The organism is Acinetobacter sp. A22 (assembly GCF_030913345.1).
Lineage (GTDB): Bacteria > Pseudomonadota > Gammaproteobacteria > Pseudomonadales > Moraxellaceae > Acinetobacter > Acinetobacter junii.
On sequence record NZ_CP133162.1, the window covers coordinates 2556381 to 2576904 of the forward strand.

20 protein-coding genes are annotated in these 20524 nt (G+C 42.6%); 2 read left to right on the plus strand and 18 right to left on the minus strand.

What is annotated here, in order from left to right:
* Nucleotides 1–104 precede the first annotated feature (104 nt).
* From Q9Q86_RS12480 to Q9Q86_RS12510, 7 genes are all read right to left on the minus strand, one after another.
* Entirely contained in the window at nt 105–1457 is a 1353-nt protein-coding gene (locus tag Q9Q86_RS12480) for an MFS transporter (protein WP_004967014.1), read from the minus strand.
* A gap of 119 nt (nt 1458–1576) precedes the next feature.
* The gene (locus tag Q9Q86_RS12485) at nt 1577–2602 is read right to left on the minus strand and encodes an enoyl-CoA hydratase/isomerase family protein (RefSeq protein ID WP_112987152.1); all 1026 of its coding nucleotides are present in this window, start codon (nt 2600–2602) and stop codon (nt 1577–1579) included.
* A 12-nt stretch (nt 2603–2614) separates the two neighbouring features.
* On the minus strand, nt 2615–3388 hold the full coding sequence (locus Q9Q86_RS12490) for an enoyl-CoA hydratase (RefSeq protein WP_004956737.1): 774 nt from the start codon (nt 3386–3388) through the stop codon (nt 2615–2617).
* 21 nt (nt 3389–3409) lie between these two features.
* Nucleotides 3410–4537 (minus strand): acyl-CoA dehydrogenase family protein, encoded by a 1128-nt coding sequence (locus Q9Q86_RS12495; protein ID WP_112987153.1) that lies wholly within the window; start codon nt 4535–4537, stop codon nt 3410–3412.
* An 11-nt stretch (nt 4538–4548) separates the two neighbouring features.
* Nucleotides 4549–6198 (minus strand): AMP-binding protein, encoded by a 1650-nt coding sequence (locus Q9Q86_RS12500; protein WP_112987154.1) that lies wholly within the window; start codon nt 6196–6198, stop codon nt 4549–4551.
* An 82-nt stretch (nt 6199–6280) separates the two neighbouring features.
* Nucleotides 6281–7171 (minus strand): 3-hydroxyisobutyrate dehydrogenase, encoded by an 891-nt coding sequence (mmsB, locus tag Q9Q86_RS12505; RefSeq protein WP_112987155.1) that lies wholly within the window; start codon nt 7169–7171, stop codon nt 6281–6283.
* A 13-nt stretch (nt 7172–7184) separates the two neighbouring features.
* Nucleotides 7185–8702: a CoA-acylating methylmalonate-semialdehyde dehydrogenase gene (locus Q9Q86_RS12510; RefSeq protein WP_112987156.1), complete on the minus strand. Its 1518-nt coding sequence runs from the start codon at nt 8700–8702 to the stop codon at nt 7185–7187.
* 165 nt (nt 8703–8867) lie between these two features.
* On the opposite strand from Q9Q86_RS12510, the gene Q9Q86_RS12515 reads away from it, so the two are divergent.
* On the plus strand, nt 8868–9749 hold the full coding sequence (locus Q9Q86_RS12515) for a LysR family transcriptional regulator (protein ID WP_112987157.1): 882 nt from the start codon (nt 8868–8870) through the stop codon (nt 9747–9749).
* 75 nt (nt 9750–9824) lie between these two features.
* Here the strand turns inward: Q9Q86_RS12515 and Q9Q86_RS12520 are convergent, their stop codons facing one another.
* The 4 genes from Q9Q86_RS12520 to Q9Q86_RS12535 form a co-directional block, all read right to left on the minus strand.
* The gene (locus Q9Q86_RS12520; protein WP_112987158.1) at nt 9825–11258 is read right to left on the minus strand and encodes an amino acid permease; all 1434 of its coding nucleotides are present in this window, start codon (nt 11256–11258) and stop codon (nt 9825–9827) included.
* 190 nt (nt 11259–11448) lie between these two features.
* Nucleotides 11449–11808, minus strand: coding sequence for a RidA family protein (locus tag Q9Q86_RS12525; protein ID WP_112987159.1), 360 nt, complete (start codon nt 11806–11808; stop codon nt 11449–11451).
* A 10-nt stretch (nt 11809–11818) separates the two neighbouring features.
* Nucleotides 11819–12922, minus strand: a complete 1104-nt coding sequence (alr, locus tag Q9Q86_RS12530) for an alanine racemase (protein ID WP_112987160.1) — start codon at nt 12920–12922, stop codon at nt 11819–11821.
* Nucleotides 12923–12946: 24 nt separating this feature from the next.
* Nucleotides 12947–14203, minus strand: a complete 1257-nt coding sequence (locus Q9Q86_RS12535; RefSeq protein ID WP_112987161.1) for a D-amino acid dehydrogenase — start codon at nt 14201–14203, stop codon at nt 12947–12949.
* A 136-nt stretch (nt 14204–14339) separates the two neighbouring features.
* Here Q9Q86_RS12535 and Q9Q86_RS12540 point away from each other — a divergent pair, with 136 nt between their 5' ends.
* Nucleotides 14340–14807, plus strand: a complete 468-nt coding sequence (locus tag Q9Q86_RS12540; protein WP_004665270.1) for an Lrp/AsnC ligand binding domain-containing protein — start codon at nt 14340–14342, stop codon at nt 14805–14807.
* 67 nt (nt 14808–14874) lie between these two features.
* Here Q9Q86_RS12540 and Q9Q86_RS12545 read toward each other — a convergent pair whose 3' ends face one another.
* The 7 genes from Q9Q86_RS12545 to Q9Q86_RS12575 form a co-directional block, all read right to left on the minus strand.
* Nucleotides 14875–15243 carry a ribonuclease E inhibitor RraB gene (locus Q9Q86_RS12545; RefSeq protein WP_004907196.1) on the minus strand — a complete coding sequence of 123 codons (369 nt, stop codon included), beginning with the start codon at nt 15241–15243 and terminating at the stop codon, nt 14875–14877.
* 133 nt (nt 15244–15376) lie between these two features.
* Nucleotides 15377–15856: an N-acetyltransferase gene (locus Q9Q86_RS12550; protein ID WP_112987162.1), complete on the minus strand. Its 480-nt coding sequence runs from the start codon at nt 15854–15856 to the stop codon at nt 15377–15379.
* Between the two features lie 23 nt (nt 15857–15879).
* Nucleotides 15880–16503: a class I SAM-dependent methyltransferase gene (locus Q9Q86_RS12555; RefSeq protein WP_005403872.1), complete on the minus strand. Its 624-nt coding sequence runs from the start codon at nt 16501–16503 to the stop codon at nt 15880–15882.
* Between the two features lie 96 nt (nt 16504–16599).
* Nucleotides 16600–17265, minus strand: a complete 666-nt coding sequence (locus Q9Q86_RS12560) for a pseudouridine synthase (protein ID WP_099949380.1) — start codon at nt 17263–17265, stop codon at nt 16600–16602.
* 182 nt (nt 17266–17447) lie between these two features.
* A complete protein-coding gene (locus tag Q9Q86_RS12565; protein WP_112987163.1) occupies nt 17448–17900 on the minus strand; it encodes a hypothetical protein in 453 nt (150 codons plus the stop codon).
* Nucleotides 17901–18472: 572 nt separating this feature from the next.
* Nucleotides 18473–19360: a DMT family transporter gene (locus Q9Q86_RS12570; protein ID WP_020899790.1), complete on the minus strand. Its 888-nt coding sequence runs from the start codon at nt 19358–19360 to the stop codon at nt 18473–18475.
* 154 nt (nt 19361–19514) lie between these two features.
* Nucleotides 19515–20480: a carbon-nitrogen hydrolase family protein gene (locus tag Q9Q86_RS12575; RefSeq protein ID WP_112987164.1), complete on the minus strand. Its 966-nt coding sequence runs from the start codon at nt 20478–20480 to the stop codon at nt 19515–19517.
* Between the last annotated feature and the right edge of the window lie 44 nt (nt 20481–20524).

Genomic DNA, 20524 nt, shown 5'->3' on the forward strand with positions numbered 1-20524 from the left:
TTGCCAAGGTTGGGGTCGCGAGTTCGAGTCTCGTTTCCCGCTCCAAATTTAAAAGGCCCTAGTCGAAAGATTAGGGCTTTTTTCTTATCTATGGATTTTGCAAACTAGGATTGTTCAGTAATCTTCGTTTTTAAATCTAGCTCATTTGATTGCTGATAAGTTTGAGCAATTCGGTCACGCGGCATAAAAGTTGTCGCAATAATTGCTATCATCGCCATCGAACCAATATAAATCATAATCAAATATGGATTGCCACCACCGACACTCAACAACTTGGTTGCAATCAACGGTGCAATACCACCACCCAATACACCAGCCAACTGCACTGAAATCGAGATACCGCTATAACGAATCTCAGCAGGGAACTGACGCGCGAATAATTGTGCTTGCGGCGCATACATAATCGGGAACACCACACCAATTGCCAATACAATCGCAGTCCACACCAGTACAGGGTCTTTGGTATTGAGCATACTAAAGAATGGATAGCTAAATACTGCCAACACGCATAAGCCAAACATAAACATGTTGCGTTGACCAACCCGATCGGACAGATGTCCACACAATGGGGTCATAAATAGAATGACTGCTGCACCACAAATGGTGGCAAATAAAATCTCTTGTCGAGGGATTCCAAGTTGAGTCGTGGTATAAGCCAAGGTGAATGTTGATGCAATATAAAACCATGCGTTTTCAGCAGCACGTGCCACAATAATCGTAATCAACTGTTTTGGATGTTGTTTGAAGACCTGTAACGCAGGAACTTTAATATTCTCAGCTTGCTCTTTGACTTTCTCAAAGTCAGGTGACTCAGGTACTTTGACACGGATATACCATCCTACAGCCAGTAATACGATACTTGCGAGGAAAGGGATGCGCCAGCCCCAACTAAACAACGCTGGTTCAGGCAGTAGGGACACTAAACCGAGCGCAATTGAAGCCAGCATTAAACCGCCACCTGTACTGGCTTGAGGCAAACTGCCCCAAAATCCTTTTTTGCCCTCAGGTGCATGTTCAACTGCCATGAGCACAGCACCGCCCCACTCTCCACCCATAGCCATACCTTGGATAAAACGCAAGATCACCAAGCAAATCGCAGCCCAATAGCCAATTGATTCATAAGTAGGCAACAGCCCAATCAATACAGTGGGAATACCCATCAGCATCAAAGTCAGTAACAACATGGACTTACGACCAATCTTGTCGCCGAAATGTCCAAACACTAAACCACCTAAAGGTCGTCCAATAAAGCCTACTGCATAAGTACCAAATGCTGCGAGTACGCCTGTCAGTGGATCAAGATTAGGGAAAAATAATTTATTGAAAATCAGTGCTGCCGCTGCACCATAGATAAAAAAGTCATACCACTCGATGGTGGTACCCACCATACTGGAGATACCTGCCAAACGATGTGATGACTTTTTAGGATGTGAACCGTTTCCATGTAATGTTTGCATCTTCATTTTCCTTTCTTGGAAATTTTTATTCTGAATTTTTATGCTGATGATCATGCTTGATCAAAAGTCTACGTCCTGTTTATATTTCTCCTTTGTGATAACAATCGGATGAGCCGTACTTAGCTCAGATTTTCTAATATTTGCTCTAGTTCAGGATTGGCTTGTTTCCATTGCGGTTGTTTATCTTTATCGACAATCAGGGCACGCACACCTTCAATAAAGTCTCCATGCTCAAACCAAATATCCTGCAAATCACGCTCTAGTTGCATACATTGCTGTAAGGAAAGCCCACGTCCAAGATGTTGTAGTTTCAAGCTAGTTTGTTTTGCTACGAATGAGCGTTGTTGCAGTAGATGCAGTAATTTGCTTGCCCATTCTTTTAACTGCTCATCTTGTTCATTTACAAGACTTTGCTCAATCTCATCCAAATGTTGAAAACCGAAATGTTTACGAATCGCTTCAGCATACTGTTTCAATTCACTTTCTGCTGGGCGGGTGATAAAGCAACTCACAATATGTTCAATGTTTTGTTGACTTAAATCGTCTTCTGCAACCAATGCATCTTGCAAGGCTTGCAGTCTTTCGCTCGGTACATGGTAGTCAATCAAATCCAAATAAAGGGCATCACTGCTACTGATTTGCTCACCTGTAATCGCCATATACACGCCTATGTCATCCAAGCGCGATAGGAAATGAGTAGCGCCGACATCTGGGAAAAAACCAATCGCTGTTTCAGGCATGGCAAAGCGTGATTTTTCACTACTCACAATGATGTGGCAGGCTTGCGCTAAGCCAAAACCACCACCAAGCACATAACCATCGAGCAGAACGATGACAGGTTTTTGGTACTCACGTATGGTGGTGAGCATCTTATATTCGGCACTAAAATACCCCTGATGATCTGTCGTGCCCAGTTTATAACTGTCATACAAATAGCGAATATCGCCTCCTGCACAAAAGGCTTTCGGGCTGTTCGATTTGATTAAAATCGCTTGGATAGCAGCATCATCTCGCCAAAGCTCAAGTTGGGCTCGAATCCCCTCAATCATCTCAAGCGATAGTGCGTTCAGATGTGTCACTCGATCTAAGGTGATCATGCCTAGACCACCTTGTTGCTCAATCATTAAGTGATTTTCTTTGTTCATTTTATTGATCTCTTATTGATTTTTAAAATTTGCCTGCCGCTTTTCTACAAATGCTTGCATGCCTTCTTTTTGGTCCGCAGTGGCAAAAATAGAATGGAACATGCGTCGTTCAAATCGTAATCCTTCGGTCAAATTGACTTCGAAAGCTCGATTAATGGTTTCTTTCAGCATCATGTTTGCGGTCAGAGAACGTGTCGCAATTTGTTCAGCGGCTTGTAGGGTTTGTTCGAGTAGGTCTTCTTTGTTGAATACACGTGCAACCAAACCACTTAACTCAGCTTCTACTGCACCCATTTGTCGTGCGGTGAGGCACATTTCCATGGCTTTGGCTTTACCAATGGCATGAGTTAAACGTTGTGTTCCACCAATTCCCGGAATTACGCCCAAAGTCACTTCCGGTAAGCCGAACTTGGCATTCTCAGCGCAGTAGATAAAGTCACACATCAGTGCCAATTCACAACCACCACCCAAAGCATAGCCACTCACCGCAGCAATCAAAGGTTTACGGCGTTGGGCAATACGATCAGCAAGATGGAAAAAATCATCAAAATAAATATCAGGAAAATTCAGCTGTGCCATTTCCTTAATATCCGCGCCTGCTGCAAAAGCTTTTTCTGAACCTGCTAATACGATACAACCAATTTCACGATCCTTTTCCAGTTGGTCGAGGGCTTGATTCACTTCACTGATCAATTCACTATTTAGCGCATTTAAAGCTTTAGGACGATTGAGGGTAATTAACCCTACACCATTACGCTTTTCCAATAAAATAGTTTGCCACTGCATCATTCAATCCTTGTTTGAGTTTTATAGACTACGTGCGATCACTAAACGTTGAATATCGCTAGTACCTTCATAAATCTGACAAATTCGTGCATCACGATAAATTCGCTCGATTGGAAAATCTTTCAGATAGCCATAACCACCAAAGACCTGTAAGGCACTTGAACAAACACGCTCTGACATTTCAGAAGCAAATAATTTGGCCATCGATGCTTCATTCAAACAAGGCTGACCCGCTTCTTTGAGACGTGCAGCATAATGAACCAGTTGTCGTGCAGCTTCGATCTCTGTTGCCATACTGGCAAGACGGAAGGCAATCGCTTGATGTTCAAAAATTGGTTTACCAAATGTCAGACGTTCTTTGGCATAGTGCGTGGCTTCTTCTAAAGCTGCACGCGCCAAACCCACTGCTTGTGCTGCAATCCCGATACGACCACCTTCCAAATTGGCAAGTGCAATTTTCAGACCCTCGCCTTCTTTACCCAACATCAAACTTTTATGCACACGTACATCGGTCAAAGCAATCTGACAGGTATCCGAAGCATGTAAACCTAACTTTTCTTCGACACGAATGACATCATATCCGGGTGTATCGCGTGGCACGAGAAAGGCACTAATACCCTTTTTACCTGCGCTTGGATCAGTCACGGCAAAGACGATAATCACCCCTGCATTATGACCAGAAGTAATAAACTGCTTTGCACCATTCAGAATATAATCATCACCATCTTTAACCGCGCGAGTTTTGATAGCTGCGGCATCCGAACCAGTATGAGGTTCGGTTAAAGCAAAGGCTCCGATCATTTCACCTTGAGCTAAGGGCTTTAAAAAACGTTCTTTTTGCTCGTCATTACCAAATTTTAAAATGGGTACACAGCCCACCGAATTATGCACACTCATAATGGTCGAGGTCGCACCATCTGCTGCTGCGACTTCTTCGAGTGCCAATACATAGGCCAAATTTCCCGTATCTGACCCACCCCATTGTTCTGGGACGAGCATCCCCATAAAACCAAGCTGCCCCATCTGTGCTAACGCAGCTTTGGGAAAGGTGCCATCTCGATCCCAATCACTGGCATTCGGTTTGATTTGTTCTTGGGCGAAACTTTTCGCCATATCACGAATTAACAATTGTTCTTCGGTAAATTGCATTGTTATTTCCCTTACCCTGCTTTTGCTTGTTGCTTAGCGATTTCCTGATTACGCAATAAAAAACGTTGGATTTTACCACTCGGCGTCTTCGGCAACTCGGTGACAAACTCCACTAGACGTGGATATGCATGCGCAGAAAGGCGTTTTTTCACAAATTGGCTTAATTCTTCTGCCAAAGCAATCGTAGACTGTACGCCTGCCGCTAAAATCACAAAGGCTTTAACCAGTTCGGTACGATCTGGATCAGGCACACCAATCACTGCGGCTTCAATCACCGCATCATGTTCAAGCAAAGCACTTTCAACATCAAATGGACCGATGCGATAACCAGATGTGGTGATCACATCATCGCTACGTCCCACAAAACTCATACTGCCATCACTATGTAACTCAGCGGTATCGCCTGTTAAGTAATAATTGCCAACAAAAGGTGATTTACGGCTTTCTTTATAACCACCAAACCACATCATTGGCGACTGGCTGATATCCACCGCTAAAATTCCGGCGGTGTCTGGCGGAAGCTCTTCACCTTGTTCATTGACCACGGCAACCCGATAACCCGGACTTGGAAAACCTGCCGCACCCGCACGTATTTCATGGCTTAAACCGTGATGGTTACAGACCACCATACCCACTTCAGTTTGTCCGTAATGATCGTAAATCGGCGCATCTAAAACTTGTTTGAACCAGCGAATCACTTCTGGATTCAGTGGCTCACCTGCACTGCTGACCACACGGAACTGACCTTTTAACGGCGCCATTTGTGCTGGATCAGCCGCCATCATCATACGATAAGCCGTTGGTGCACCTGCCAAATTGGTAATTTGATAATCCTTGACGATTTGACACAAACTATCCGTACTAAATCCACCCTCGTAGAACAAAGTGGCATGTCCCAAGAATAACGGCCCCGTAATCGCATAATACAAACCATAGGCCCAACCCGGATCAGCAATATTCCAAAAAGCATCATCTTCAGTTAAGCCAATTGCATCTTGCATATAGCGACCAAATGCAATCAAGGCTTTTAGTGGAACTTCGAGCGGTTTGGCAGGTCCAGTGGTCCCTGAGGTAAACATCAATAAGAATGGATCATGCAAATTACGCATGACTAATTCACATTGATCAGGCTGCTGATTCAGCTCCTGCCAAAAATTAAAATCGCTGGCTTTGAGCACTGAACCTTCTGTATCAGCAACGGTCACGATAGCTGGACATTGTTCAACTTCATCGAGCTTGCTGCGATTGCCCACATCCGTGACGACTAACTTGCTTTGTGCAAGTTGAATACGATGCTCAATCGCTTTCGGTCCAAAAGCCGTAAACAGCGGTTGATATACGGCTCCAATTCGCCATGCGGCTAAAATCGTCACGATCAGTTCAGGCGTTCGTGGTAATAAACCCGAAATACGATCACCTGCCTGTACACCTTGTGATTTTAGAAAATTAGCAAATTGACTGGACCACTGTTTGAATTGCGCAAAGGTATATTGTTCCTTACGCCCATCTTTGCCTTGCCAGTACAAAGCAACTTTTTCACCGTCTACATGTCGGTCACAACACTCAAAGCCTGCATTGAGTGCATCCAACGAACCTGACAACATTTGTTGAGCCGTATTTTCAAAATCAAATGCGTTTGCCACATCTTTATAATTCAACATCTCTATTCCCTCAGTCTGGATTTGTAGTTATTTACGACAGAGTTGCATTTATTGGATTACAAGCCATCCAATGGCTTGATGTTTAAACTTGGTCTGGTAGGTATTGCTGGATAATGCTGGAGAAATCCAAATGCGCATTTCCACGCATACACATCTGCTGATACATCTGCTGTACCATGCCACCTAACAAAATAGGCTGTTTGACCTGACCTGCTGCCTCGACTGCCAGACCTAGATCTTTCAGCATCAGTTGTGTCGCAAAACCATCTTGATAGCCACGTGAAGCAGGCGCATTTTCATTGATATGTGGCCATGGATTACAAATCTCTGAACTCCAGCAACGACCACTTGAGGTGTTCACCACACCCGCCAATGCTTGCGGATCGATCCCCAATTTGGCGCCCAATGCCATGCCCTCTGCCACAGCAGCCATCGAGATTCCAAGAATTAAGTTATTGCAAATCTTGGCAATTTGTCCTGCACCAACCTCGCCACAATGAATGACATTCTTGCCCATGTGGCTGAGCACAGGTTTGACTTCCTCAAAGGTCTGATCATTGGCACCCACCATAAAAGTTAGGGTGCCTGCTTGCGCGCCAATAGTGCCACCCGACACAGGTGCATCACAGATGTGAATATTTTTACTTTGTGCAAGCGCAGCGATATCTTTGATGGTCTGTGGATCAATGGTACTGCTATCAATACACAATGCCCCTGCCTTCAAGACTTCCAGCACACCCTCCTCACCGAGGTAAATCTCTTTGACATGCTTGGCTGCTGGTAACATGGTGATCACCACATCTGCTTGTTGGGCTGCTGCTTGTGGACTGTCGCAGACCACACCACCCGCTTCAGCAAAGTGCTGATTCGCCACTTCACTGAGGTCATAACCATAAACTGTAAGTCCTGCTTTGAGCAGGTTATGGGCCATTCTGCCACCCATATTTCCAAGACCGATAAAGGCGATATTCATCCCTGATTCTCCCTTAACGTAAACTAATGGTGGTATTTACACCGCCAACTTCATGGCTATCTTCAAACCAACGACTGGTAATGGTTTTAGTCTGCGTATAGAACTGTACAGCCTGCTTACCATAAGGACCTAAATCACCTAGTTTTGAACCACGCGAACCTGTAAAGCTAAAGAATGGTACAGGCACAGGAATTGGAATATTGATCCCCACTTGACCAATATCAATTAAGTTTTGGAAGGTACGTGCTGTCGCACCACTTTGAGTGAAGAGTCCAACACCATTACCAAATGGATTGGCATTGATCAGCTCAATCGCTTCTTCCAAAGTATCAACAGAAATAATTGCTAATACAGGGCCAAAGATTTCTTCTTTATAGATGCGCATGTCTGTGGTCACGCCATTAAAAATGGTCGCTCCGACAAAGTTACCTGACTCATAACCTTTAACTTGCACATCACGACCATCGAGTAACAGCTCTGCGCCTTGCTCGACACCACTATTGATCAAATCAATCACACGCGCTTTGGCACGTTGAGAAATGACAGGTCCGATATCTGTATTCGGCTCATGTCCTGCATTAACTTTCAAGGTTTTGGCTTTTTCAACCAACTCTTGAACCCATTGCTTACTTTCACCCACCATCACAGCAACTGAAAGTGCCATGCAACGCTGTCCTGCAGCACCAAAAGCCGCACCGACTAAAGCATTGAGGGTTTGTTCTTTGTTGGCATCAGGCATCACCACCACATGGTTTTTCGCCCCCATCATCGATTGCACACGTTTGCCATGTTGCCCTGCGAGGTTATACACATGCGTACCCACCGCAGTTGAACCGACAAAGGAAATCGCTTTAATGTGTGGATGTGTACAGAGACGATCGACTACTTCTTTGCCACCATGAACCACATTCAACACACCAGCAGGTACACCTGCTTGAATCGCAAGTTCGACCAACATCATCGTGGTTAATGGGTCTTGTTCAGAAGGTTTAAGTACAAAGGTATTGCCACAAACAATCGCCATCGGGAACATCCACAATGGAATCATGGCTGGGAAATTAAATGGAGTGATGCCCGCACAAACACCCAATGGCTGTTGCAAAGTATAGGTATCTACACCACGTGCTACGCCTTCGATATACTCGCCCATTTGCAAAGTACCGACAGAACAAGCGTGCTCAACCACTTCTAAACCACGCTGGATATCACCTTCTGCATCAGCTAAGGTTTTGCCTTGCTCAGCGGTCAGTACTTTCGCGATCTCTTTCATATTGGCACGAATCAAGTCTTGTAGCTTCAGCATAATGCGCATACGTGCTTGAATCGGTGTTTGACGCCAAGTGGCAAAAGCATCTTGTGCAGCTTGAATTGCTGCATCCACTTCCTGCACTGTTGCAAAAGGTACGCGACCGATGACTTCCTGTGTCGCAGGATTGACGATATCTTGCCAGTGTTGGGTTTCAGACTCGATCAACTGTCCATTAATGAGTAGCTTAGCTGTGTCCAGCTCGATTTTCTGGATTGTATTCATAACCTCTCCATAGGCCTATTTTTATTGTGTTCAGATGTTCGAAAATAGCGATTCGTCGTATTTTCTTTTTTTAACATTTGTTTGAGACTAGCAAAGAATGCTTTGACCACCAACGCAAATTCATGCACGATTGATGTGCAAATATGCACAGGGATGACAATAACAATGAAAGTGGATTGGGATCATCTACAGTTTTTTCTGGTTTTAGCGAGAACCAAAACCTTGACCAATGCAGCACGCATTATTGGCGTGGAACACAGTACCGTAGCTCGACGGATTCAAGCATTGGAGCTGGCTTTAGGCACGACTTTGTTCAAGCGTGAAGCATCAGGTTATGAACTAACGATGGAAGGATTAACCCTTGTTCCGCAGGTTGAGCAAATGGAACAGGCCTTTCTTCAGATTGAGAAACCGCATCAACCTTTGCAAGGTCGTGTGCGAATTGGCACACCTGAAGGATTTGGTACCGCATTTCTTGCACGACTATTAGCAGAGTTTTCGATTCACTATCCTCAGCTCACAATTGACCTGATTCCTGTGCCAAAGATGATTAAGCTCTCGCATCGTGAAGCGGATATTGTGGTGTCTATTGATCGACCAACGTCTGGACCTTATATCATCACGCGACTGTCAGATTACTCATTAAAGATTTATGGCAGTCAAAACTATCTGTCTCAACATCCACCAATTCGTGGATTAGAGGATTTAACCCAACATCGTTTTGTTAATTATATTGATGATTTGGTCTATAGCCCTGAGCTGTATTGTCTAGAACGTTTACCCTTAAAACTCACTGCAAATTTTCGCAGTAGCAGTATTTTGGCACAGCAAATCGCAGTAAGTGCAGGTGCTGGATTAGCAATTTTGCCGAAATTTTTAGCCCATGATAAACCTGAACTTCAGGATGTTTTAGCTGAACAAGTACGTTTTAATCATACATTCTGGATGCTTACCTTTGTAGATTTACAGCATGAGCCACGGATTAAACTGGTCTGGGATTATTTACGTAAACAGGCAGATAAATATCAGCATTTATTGGTTGATTAATACTTCTCAGCGTAGACATAAAAAGAGCCGATCTAGTTAGATCAGCTCTTTTTATGGGAGATGCTAATGAATCGATTAAGCTAATTCACGTCCAAGTTTACGCATACGTGGTTTGTATAATACTTGATAGGTCACCGCTAAAATCACCACCCACAACGGACTCACATACAGCGCTTTTAGCGTGTCAGGTTCGAGTGCCAAAATCACCAAAGTGAACAATAAGAATGCGATCACCACATAAGACATGAACACGCCGCCTGGCATTTTAAATTTAGACTGTTCATGTAACTCTGGACGTAATTTGCGATAGCGAATGTAGCAGACCATAATCAAGCTCCATACGCTAATAAACAGGATCACACAAAGCGAACTTGCCAAAGTAAAGGCTTCCATGGTGTTCGGGACAAAATACTGAAGCACAGCTCCACCCATGATAAATACACATGAGAAGATCAGACCATTTGCTGGCACTGCACTTTTGGATAAGCGACTAAATGAATTCGGCGCCTGACCATCTTTTGACAGACCAAACAACATACGACTGGTAGAAAAAACACCACTGTTCATCGACGACATCACCGAAGACAACACTACTAAATTCATGATGATCGCTGAGGTCACAATCCCCGCATTCAGGAATAACTCAACGAATGGACTTTTATCTGCGCGAATTTGATCCCACGGTGTCACAGCCATCACCACTAATAAAGCTAAGACGTAGAACAAAATAATACGAATCGGAATCGCATTAATCGCTTTGGGAAGATTCTTACGTGGGTCTTTGGTTTCTGCCGCAGTGGTTCCAATCAACTCCACACCGACAAAGGCAAAAACAGCAATTTGGAAACCAGCCAAGAAGCCATCAACACCTTTCGGGAACATACCACCATGCGACCAAATATTATTGAGTGAAGCCACTGTGCCATGAGGTGCGGTAAAGTGACTAAAAATCATATAGCCCCCAACCCCAATCAAACCAATAATCGCCAAGATTTTAATCAGTGCAAACCAGAACTCGACTTCACCAAACAATTTTACAGTAAGTAAATTCAACGCCAAAACGAATAATACGCAGCCCGCACTAATCAGCGCCTGTCCCATTGGAGTAAAGGTCGTTCCATCAGGCAGCCAAAAACCCAGATAATTAATCACAGCAGCTAAGTCCGCAATACCAACCAAGACCCAACCTAACCAATAGGTCCAACCCAAATAGTATCCGGCCCACGGTCCAATCAGATCGTGTGCCATATCGACGAAAGATTTGTACTGTAAATTGGCAAGCAACAATTCACCGAGTGCTCGCATCAAAAAGAAGAACATGCCACCAATAATCATGTAAATAAACAAGATTGATGGACCAGCAAGGGATATGGTTTTTCCTGAACCCATGAACAGTCCAGTCCCAATCGCGCCACCAATGGCAATCAATTGCAAATGGCGATTGGAAAGTTTTCGTTGTAAGTCTTGAGGTGCATCATCACCTGAAGACTGATTATGTATCACCGCCATAAAAAAGTTCCTTTTTACTACTTCCTAAAATGAATCGGTCGCTAATTTATGAGCTTAACCAGCTGTCCTTTATAAATGACCCATTCATTTTGACTGCAAGAAAATACGTATTTGCCTTACTTTTATCTATGACAAATACGTTATTTTTCTTCTTTTTAATCTCACTTAAACAAAAATAAAGCGATTCGCTTTATTTTTGTGCTGCAATCACTGCAATTTCAATTAACCAATTTGGATTGATCAAATCAGCTTGAATCGTAGCGCGTGATGGCGCCACACAGTCTTTTAACCAATCAACATAGATCGCATTGACCTTAGGAAAATCCGCTAGGTCTTTCAGAAAAAGCTGTACCGAAAGTAAACGTGATTTATCGCTATTTGCGGAGGCTAACAATTGCTCGATCGTTGCCAATACATCACGCGTTTGTCCTTCGATATCTAAATCAGGATTTTTAGGCACTTGTCCTGATAGATACACCACCTGATTAAAAACCGTGACTGCACTCATCACTTCGGTGCTATTGATTTTCTGGATATCTGAATGTGACATGATGACTTCCTTAGTCTTGAGTGATAAATGGAACTCGTGCAGTTACGCCGCACATAAGTTCATAGCCAACTGTGCCTGAGGCTGCTGCAACATCATCAATAGAGAGTATTTGTCCTGTTTTTGATGTTCCCCAAAGCACAACTTCACTGCCAATTTCAGCATTCGGAACTGGCGTTAGATAGACTGCCAACATATCCATACTGACTCGCCCAATGGTTCGGGTACGGATTCCATTGACTAACACGGGCGTGCCTGTAGGAGAGGTACGCTGATAACCATCTGCATAACCACACGCGACAATACCAATCGTCATTGCATATGCAGCTACGAAACTTGAACCATAACCCACACTTTCATTGGCATTTAACTGCTGGATCGCGATCAATTCACTGCGCAAACTCATAGTCGGTACAAGTCCCCAATCTTGGATACTATGCTTCGGATAATCGGGAGAGCTGCCATACAGCATGATGCCGCCACGGACATAATCGGAGTGTACTTGCGAGGGATATCTGAGAATGGCGGCACTATTACTCACCGATCTTTCCCCAGGTAAGTCCTGAATAGTGCTTTCAAATTCTGCGAGTTGATATTCAACCCCAGCTTGACCAAAACGTTCGCCATCAGCATCAGAGAAATGCGTCATATGGGTGATGTTGGAAACATTATTGAGGCGTTGCAGATGTTGCCAGATTTTTCGGTATTGTTGAGGCTTGAAACCTAGACGGTTCATGCCACTGTTCATTTTTAAGAAAATATCAAACTGGGCTGGATAGATATGCTGCTGTATCCATTCGACTTGATGCTCGCTATGTACCGTGAAACTCAACTGATATTCAGCGCAGTCAAATAAATCCTGTGGCGAAAAAATTCCTTCCAGCAATAGAATTGGACCTGTCCAACCTAATGCACGCAAACGTTTCGCTTCATCTATATCAAGCAATGCGAAGCCGTCCGCAGTTTTTAAAGCATCGTAAACTCGTTCGATTCCATGTCCATAGGCATTGGCTTTGACCACTGCAAACACCTTGCTGTCTGGAACAGAAGTTCTCACGACCTCAAGATTTTGGCGCAAAGCCTGAGTATGGATGACCGCAGTAATTGGGCGAGGCATAATCAACTTCCTTGTATAATCAAATTATGCCGCGTGTGAATAACGCTGGATCGATAAGCCATCCGTACTAATCTCGGTACGATGATTCATCACCAAATCACTAATCAATTTGCCTGAACCACATGCCATGGTCCAACCTAAAGTGCCATGACCAGTATTTAAGAATAGGTTCTTATATTTGGTTGCACCAATAATCGGTGTGCTGTCTGGTGTCATTGGACGTAGACCTGTCCAGAATGATGCTTGTTGTAAGTCACCACCTGGGAATAAGTCTTGGGTAACCATTTCCAAAGTTGCACGACGATCATCATTCAAGCCCAAGTTAAAGCCACTTAATTCCGCCATACCACCCACACGGATACGTTGGTCGAAACGTGTAATCGCGACTTTATATGTCTCATCTAAAACCGTTGATTGCGGAGCAAATTTTGGTTCAACAATTGGAATCGTCAATGAATAACCTTTCACTGGATAAACTGGCAGATTCAATTGCAATGGTTTTAAGAAATCGCGTGAATAACTACCAAAGGCAAGTACGAAACGATCAGCCGTTAAAATCGCACCATTGACCATCACGCCTTTGATTTCATCACCTTCAACGATCAGTTGCTCAACATTTTGATCGAATTTAAATTCGACACCTAAGTCCTGCGCTACTTTCGCTAAGGCATTGGTGAATAAATAACAATCACCCGTTTCATCATTCGGCAAATGTAAACCACCGACTAATTTATCGGTGTGTGCCAATGCTGGTTCTACACTGCCCAGTTCTTGAGCATTGAGTAAATTAAAATCAACATCACATTCTTTCAGTACTTGAATGTCACGTTGCACTGCTTCAAGCTGCGCTTCATTACGAAATACCTGTAAGGTACCTTTGGAACGATTTTCGTAATGAATACCTGTTTCACTTCTGAGTTGACGCAAACAATCACGACTGTATTCCGCCACACGCATCATGCGTTCTTTGTTGACCGCATAACTTTGTGGATTACAGTTTTTCAGCATCTGTGCCATCCACTGAAGCTGCCACATGCTGCCATCTATATTAATGGCAAGTGGTGCATGATGCTGGAACATCCATTTTACTGCTTTGAATGGAATCCCTGGTGCAGCCCAAGGTGTTGAATATCCTGGCGAGATTTGCCCAGCATTACCAAAACTGGTTTCTTTTGCTGGACCAGACTGACGATCAAGTACAGTCACTTGGGCACCTTGTTGCGCAAGATAGTAAGCACTTGCTACACCAATAACACCACTTCCTAAAACGATGACGCGCATAATAGGCCCCTCTCGCCCACTAGTTTATTTAACTAGTATATTTTTGCTTCAATAGTTTTTTTGACTGTTTTATGGCTATAATCTAGGTAATTTAATGTTTTTATCGCGGAAAAATTAAAATAAAAGGGAATAATCTATGCGTAAATTAGACCGTATTGATCGCCTGATTTTAGACATTCTGCAACGTGAAGGGCGTATCGCAATTAGTGAGTTGGCTTCACGTGTGAACTTATCTACCACGCCTTGCTCAGAACGCGTCAAACGATTGGAACGTGAAGGTATTATTATGGGCTACTACGCTCGGCTTAATCCTGCGCATGTTGATCGTAGCCTGTTGGTGTTTTTGGAAATCAAACTGTCAGCAAAATCAGGTGATGTCTTTGATCAAGTAGCTCGAGATTTAGTCGATATTCCTGAGGTCTTGGAATGTCATCTGATCTCAGGTGAGTTTGATTATTTAGTCAAAGCTCGACTCAAAGAAATGAGTGCTTATCGACGTTTATTGGGTGATTTACTGAAAAAACTGCCTGCTTCGGCATCATCCCATAGTTATGTGGTGATGGAAGAAGTCAAAGAAAGTCTTTACTTAGATGTGAGTAAATAAAATTAGATGTCGTAGGATGCATCATTAAAAATATTTCAGCCTGCAAACGCAGGCTGAATATGTATCATTATTCGTCTTCATCATCATAGATATAGCTCATACAACCCCATCCGTCGTATTCACCATCAAACTCTTGCGCAATCCGCGTCATCCACTCTTCTAAATCTGCAATATCTTCATATTCCAACATCATATTGACGTGAATATTTAACACCCACAAATCCGATCCATCTGAATGCAATTCTTCTTGATACAGTGAAATTTTTTGCTCTTGATGCAACAGATGCAATGCACACTTTTCTGCTTGTTCTTGCTTTTCAAATACAATTGAAAATTCGACTTCATGCGGTTCACTTAGGTCATTGCCATCTTCAACCATTTGCCAAAGCACATTACCATTGTCATTATCAGGAAATTGCTCGTAATCACGTGTCATTTGAATATCCTTTGTTGTCGTTTCAGTTTAATTATTTGGCTATAGATTAACCTATTTTTATGTCAGTTTTTAGACGCATGAAGATCATTATTGTAGTGAAAGCATAAATGATCTTCATGTCGATCTTCGATAGCTATACGGTCAACTCGATGGATAGAACAACTTGATCGATACAACGGATTCCATTTTCATAAATCGGCTCAGGATAGTGTTTAAAGACATCTCGCTCAATGTATGACATACGAAAACCACACTTCTGATACAGAGCCAACTGATCAAAACTTGAGTTGCCTGTTTTAATCAAAACAGTGCTGACCGAAGATTGCCATGCATTTTCTATCGCATGTTTAATCAATGACTTGGCTAAACCAAAACCTCGATGCTCTTTGGTGACGGCTAAATTGATAAGTTCCGCTTCATCCCCGCGTTGTAATAAACATAATTCTGCAATTACATCCCGACGATCATTGGAAATCACAAAGATTTTTACTTCTGATAGATAAGTTAAAACATGCTGCCAATCTGGATCGGCTTCAAGTAGTAATTTTTTTAATTGCGCTTGAGTCAAAGTTGGCAAACCAGCCCACTTTAACTCGTTGATACACGAATACATAGTTAAGAACATTATTCCTTGTTTTATTTTTTTCGCAAGAGTAGATAACTAAACTTCTGTTCATTTCCCGCTGGGGTGATATGAACTTCTTTCCCCTCTTCCACCACATCAAATGCAGATTGTCCAAAGAAATGTATCAGCTCTTGTGTGCTGTAACGTAGCACAGGTAAACCACTACACTTCAATGCTCCATCTTCTGCAAAGGTTGAGATCACTAGATAACCACCTGATTTCAGCGCAGCAGTTACTTTTTGCAAATAACGCTGCTGATCGTTGTGCTCTGTCAAAAAATGAAAAACTGCCCGATCATGCCAAAGATCAAATTGGTGATCTGCAAACTCAACCTCGACTATATTCGCAATAAGCCATGTCACTTTGTTGGCAAGTTCTCCCAAGCGTACCTGACTTTTTTGTAACGCAGCCTCTGCCAAATCTAAAACTGTGATGTGTTTAAAGCCTTGTTCTAAAAGCTGATCAACTAAAACTGAGGCGCCACCCCCAACGTCTATGATTTCTGCCTCAGGGTGGAGTTGCGCTTTTTGGATCAATCGCAAGGAGGTCGAAGCCTGAGCTTGGAACCAACTGACTTCTTTAGGATCTTTGGTGGAATAGATGGTTTGCCAATGCTGGGTTAATGGTTGACTCATCGGACATCTCACAGAACATTATATGTTTTTATAATCTATTATAAATCCATCCATATGCCTAGCTTAGCTACACTTCATTTCACCTTAACTTGCATTTTAAAATGGAATCACCGATTTAATTTCAACGAGATGTTGTTGTAAAGGATGCTGAAAAGACAAGAATGCAGCATGCAATGCCATACGTTTTAAATGAAATTTGGCAGGCTCAGGATGATAAAGTTTATCACCCATGATTGGATGTCCGATATGCATCATATGCACACGAAGTTGGTGTGAGCGACCTGTAACGGGTTCTAGTCGCACACGACTTTGATCAGTTTCAGCATCGTAATCCATCAATTGAAACAGTGTCTTGGCTTGCTTCCCCAACTCGAAATGCACAATTTGACGTGGACGATTTTCCCAATCTGTAATCAATGGAACATCGACACTGCCTTCAGCCTGAATTGCACCTTGTACCAAGGCCTCATAATATTTTTTGACGGTACGCGCTTGAAACATTTTACTCACGGCGACCTCTGCATCACGATGCTTAGCAAACATTAGTAAACCTGAAGTGGCCATATCTAAACGGTGCGTTACTTTAGCTGTTGGATGGAGATCCAATACTCGCAAATACGCGCTGTCATGATGTTCTGGTAATCGCCCCATCACGGACAATAAGCCCGCAGGTTTATTGACCACGACCAAATCCTCATCTTCGTACATGATCTCAAGAGGTTCTTGGGGAGGTTGGTAAATAAAATGATCGTTTAAAGGCATAGGAAGCAAACAGATTGAATCAAGCGAGCAGATTATAACGACAACGGATAGAAAATCGACCCATTCAAAAAAATCACAACCAGCGGATCGCTATTTTTTATCTTTGGTTTATCTATAATAAAAACCCCGAATAAAATGTCTTTATTCAGGGTTTATTCGATTGTGTTCAGGAAGATTAGAAGTTAAGACGCAGTCTTCAACGGTTTATTTAAGCTGTCACGATAAAGGGCTTCTAACTCCTCAACCTCCCCATTCATAAACGCGATGAGATATTCTTTGGCACGGTTCAGTGTCAGGTGATTAAAGGAAATCGTATCTTTGGCTTTGCGGGTGACCAATCCAAATACATCCTTTCTCGAAATCAGAACAGGAATATCACTATCCAATTTAAATTCAAGTTGCTGGGATTGAGCATAGGCATCCAAAATGATACGGACACTTTGTCCTGTATATTCATTCGTTACGATAAAACTGGTGCTTGTACCATCCAGTTGTAACTGACGGACCATTTGTTGTCGCCATCCCATTTCATCAAACTTACGAATGATCGTCTCTGCGTCAAATATACCCAAATGAGCAGCATCATTTCTGTTGGTTTGATGGGGATAACGTATTTTCAGATCGAACTCGTTCATTATTTTTCTGACCTATTCCAGTATGATCATATTTTGATTTTTCGCTTTTAATGGCATTATATCACTTTGTTTTTTAAGATAAAAATCTCGACTTCTATTCATATTTTTTGAATTTAAAGATGTGTTTCACATTCGAATTTGCTTTTATTGATCTAGTATTTATTATTTTTAATGTTTTCGTCATATTCTGTTTAGATTAATTTTTTAGGGTATCAAGGGAAAACATGTTGTTTACTTCAACACCTATGACTTTGTAAGCCATAACCTTTGCCTATAAACTTTTGATCTATAGCGTCCTAAGCCGAATCGAGACCTTTTGGGTTCGTACACACTTGCTTTATAAGCCTCGGTGCATGCTACTCTTTTCGATCCCTTTCACACCCTTGAAACATAGTTTAGGCAGATCGGGATGGGATTGTTTTCCTAAAAAATGGTATTTTTCGCCACAAATGAAATAGTTTTGCATACTAGATTATAAAATCAGAATTATTTCCCATTTCAACAAAAAATAACTGATTTAAATTCCGATATATTCAAATTTACATGTGTATTTTTTCATGAGCTTATAAAATTTAAGCCCAAATCACCATAATCGCAGCCACGATCACCAACCACAAACCTAAATGATCGGTTCTCGCCAATTTTTCCTTAAAGAAAAATGCAGAGATCAATAAACTAAATAAAATCTCGACCTGACCCAGTGTTTTCACGATTGCCACGGTTTGCATACTCATCGCACTAAACCACCCCAATGAAGCAAGAAAACTACAGACACTCACTTTGAAAGTCAGTCCAAGACGTTGCCACATTTTGTATAAAGTCTGACGACTGAAAATGCCAAGATATAGCAACAATATAATGCACTGAAAACTAATCAAGCTACACAGCACCCATGCGGCACGATGTAGAAATGGCAACATGCTCAACTCTAAACTTGCTTCACGTACCAACAATGAGGTGATGGCAAAACACAAACCACTGCCTAAACCGATCATCAAAGTTTTCATTGAAAGTTCAGTATGTTGTCGGCCTTTACTCAGTAAAAATACCGCGACTGCACCAATCGAAACACCCACCCAGCCCCATGCTGTTAAATGCTCTTGTAAAAACAGTACACCGACCAATGCCGCTAAAATAGCTTCACTTTTGGCGAGTCCGACCCCGATGGCATAATTCTTTTGTTGAAATAATTTGACCATTAAAGCCGTTGCATAGATTTGGCTAATCCCTGCGATCACCACATAGAACCAAAATTTATTAGAAAAACTAACTTCAACACTGACAGGCTGCTGAGCATAAAGAATGACGATATAACTAAAAGCAAAAATCGGTGCAAATAGAAAGCGTGCCAATGTCGTGCCATAAACATCGACTGTGGTGCTGAGTTGTTTTTGAAATGCATTGCGCCACGCCTGCATAAAAGCAGCCATCAAGGTAAATAAAATCCAAGTAAACGCCATCATCAACCATGCACACTCAAAATGTGGGTGTAATTTACTCGCTTGAAGATGATTTTTCGAGCTTTGATTGAGAAAAATACTGTCATTGCAACTCAGAAGCGATGGATAAGATCACCATGCCATCGCTGTTTGTTGAATTAAAACTAACTTTGCTTCACTTCAATTCTTTTTGCCAAGGAAACTTTTTTAGGCGATGTCTCACACGATACATCAGTCCGCCATGAAGATTGCCGACATGCCATGCTAATTTTGAAGTCAGCGTCATGTCAGGAATCCAATAACTAGATGCTAAAGGTTCGACAGGTTTAGGTTCAGCCAATTCAATTTCTGCGGCGATATAGCCCTCACCATCGGCTAAACTCATACGTGCCAATACATTTCCAGCCGCATCACAAATTTGCGTTTCGCCCACCATTTCAGTTAACCATTTGACATAAGGTAACAACGGCATATCACTCAAGATTTCGCCGACATGAGCGGCATGCACTACGGGAATACCTGTTAAGCGTGCCATTTGCGCAGGTAGCGCTTCACTTTGTTGTTTATAAATTTCATGTTCACGACGCATCCAAGTTCCCAACACTCCATACCAATTGATCGGCATCGAATACCAACACATTCCACCTAAAATCAACTGTGCATGTTGTTCTCGAACACGCTTGGCGGTACGGAACCTTGCCCACTCCCAACCTGAGAGTAATCGAACCTTACAGTTCAAGCTACTTGAATCCACAACTCCATCATCCGAACCACCGCGATAAAAATTTTGCTCCCATGCGGTTGGAATATCTTTGTCATGCAGATGATAATCGCCATTCCGCTCCACCATGACATAAGTACCATACGTATGCCCATCACGAATTGCCACGAAGCCCCCTGTGATCACCACATTCAATTGCTTGGCTAAACGAATTAAAAGCTGTAAGGGCTGACCCTGTAATGGTTGTGGCGTCAGCAAAGCTTGTGGTGAATAGACATTTGGAGAAGTCATCGACTCAGGAAGTACGATCACATCAGGCGAATGCTCTTGATATGCCGCTAAAATCAATTGTTCGAGTTTTTTTAAATTTGCTTCAACCTGTCCTAACTGCAATGCAGGCTGAATGGCGACGATTTTCATATCTGTAATTCTTCTGAGTGTTCATGAAAATCTTAGCATCGAAT

Excerpts from the sequence above, each read along its gene's own strand:
- Q9Q86_RS12480 (WP_004967014.1), bottom strand. The coding sequence starts at position 1,457 with ATGCAAACATTACATGGAAACGGTTCACATCCTAAAAAGTCATCACAT.
- Q9Q86_RS12485 (WP_112987152.1), bottom strand. The coding sequence starts at position 2,602 with ATGAACAAAGAAAATCACTTAATGATTGAGCAACAAGGTGGTCTAGGC.
- Q9Q86_RS12490 (WP_004956737.1), bottom strand. The coding sequence starts at position 3,388 with ATGCAGTGGCAAACTATTTTATTGGAAAAGCGTAATGGTGTAGGGTTA.
- Q9Q86_RS12495 (WP_112987153.1), bottom strand. The coding sequence starts at position 4,537 with ATGCAATTTACCGAAGAACAATTGTTAATTCGTGATATGGCGAAAAGT.
- Q9Q86_RS12500 (WP_112987154.1), bottom strand. The coding sequence starts at position 6,198 with ATGTTGAATTATAAAGATGTGGCAAACGCATTTGATTTTGAAAATACG.
- mmsB (WP_112987155.1), bottom strand. The coding sequence starts at position 7,171 with ATGAATATCGCCTTTATCGGTCTTGGAAATATGGGTGGCAGAATGGCC.
- Q9Q86_RS12510 (WP_112987156.1), bottom strand. The coding sequence starts at position 8,702 with ATGAATACAATCCAGAAAATCGAGCTGGACACAGCTAAGCTACTCATT.
- Q9Q86_RS12515 (WP_112987157.1), top strand. The coding sequence starts at position 8,868 with ATGAAAGTGGATTGGGATCATCTACAGTTTTTTCTGGTTTTAGCGAGA.
- Q9Q86_RS12520 (WP_112987158.1), bottom strand. The coding sequence starts at position 11,258 with ATGGCGGTGATACATAATCAGTCTTCAGGTGATGATGCACCTCAAGAC.
- Q9Q86_RS12525 (WP_112987159.1), bottom strand. The coding sequence starts at position 11,808 with ATGTCACATTCAGATATCCAGAAAATCAATAGCACCGAAGTGATGAGT.
- alr (WP_112987160.1), bottom strand. The coding sequence starts at position 12,922 with ATGCCTCGCCCAATTACTGCGGTCATCCATACTCAGGCTTTGCGCCAA.
- Q9Q86_RS12535 (WP_112987161.1), bottom strand. The coding sequence starts at position 14,203 with ATGCGCGTCATCGTTTTAGGAAGTGGTGTTATTGGTGTAGCAAGTGCT.
- Q9Q86_RS12540 (WP_004665270.1), top strand. The coding sequence starts at position 14,340 with ATGCGTAAATTAGACCGTATTGATCGCCTGATTTTAGACATTCTGCAA.
- Q9Q86_RS12545 (WP_004907196.1), bottom strand. The coding sequence starts at position 15,243 with ATGACACGTGATTACGAGCAATTTCCTGATAATGACAATGGTAATGTG.
- Q9Q86_RS12550 (WP_112987162.1), bottom strand. The coding sequence starts at position 15,856 with ATGTATTCGTGTATCAACGAGTTAAAGTGGGCTGGTTTGCCAACTTTG.
- Q9Q86_RS12555 (WP_005403872.1), bottom strand. The coding sequence starts at position 16,503 with ATGAGTCAACCATTAACCCAGCATTGGCAAACCATCTATTCCACCAAA.
- Q9Q86_RS12560 (WP_099949380.1), bottom strand. The coding sequence starts at position 17,265 with ATGCCTTTAAACGATCATTTTATTTACCAACCTCCCCAAGAACCTCTT.
- Q9Q86_RS12565 (WP_112987163.1), bottom strand. The coding sequence starts at position 17,900 with ATGAACGAGTTCGATCTGAAAATACGTTATCCCCATCAAACCAACAGA.
- Q9Q86_RS12570 (WP_020899790.1), bottom strand. The coding sequence starts at position 19,360 with ATGGCGTTTACTTGGATTTTATTTACCTTGATGGCTGCTTTTATGCAG.
- Q9Q86_RS12575 (WP_112987164.1), bottom strand. The coding sequence starts at position 20,480 with ATGAAAATCGTCGCCATTCAGCCTGCATTGCAGTTAGGACAGGTTGAA.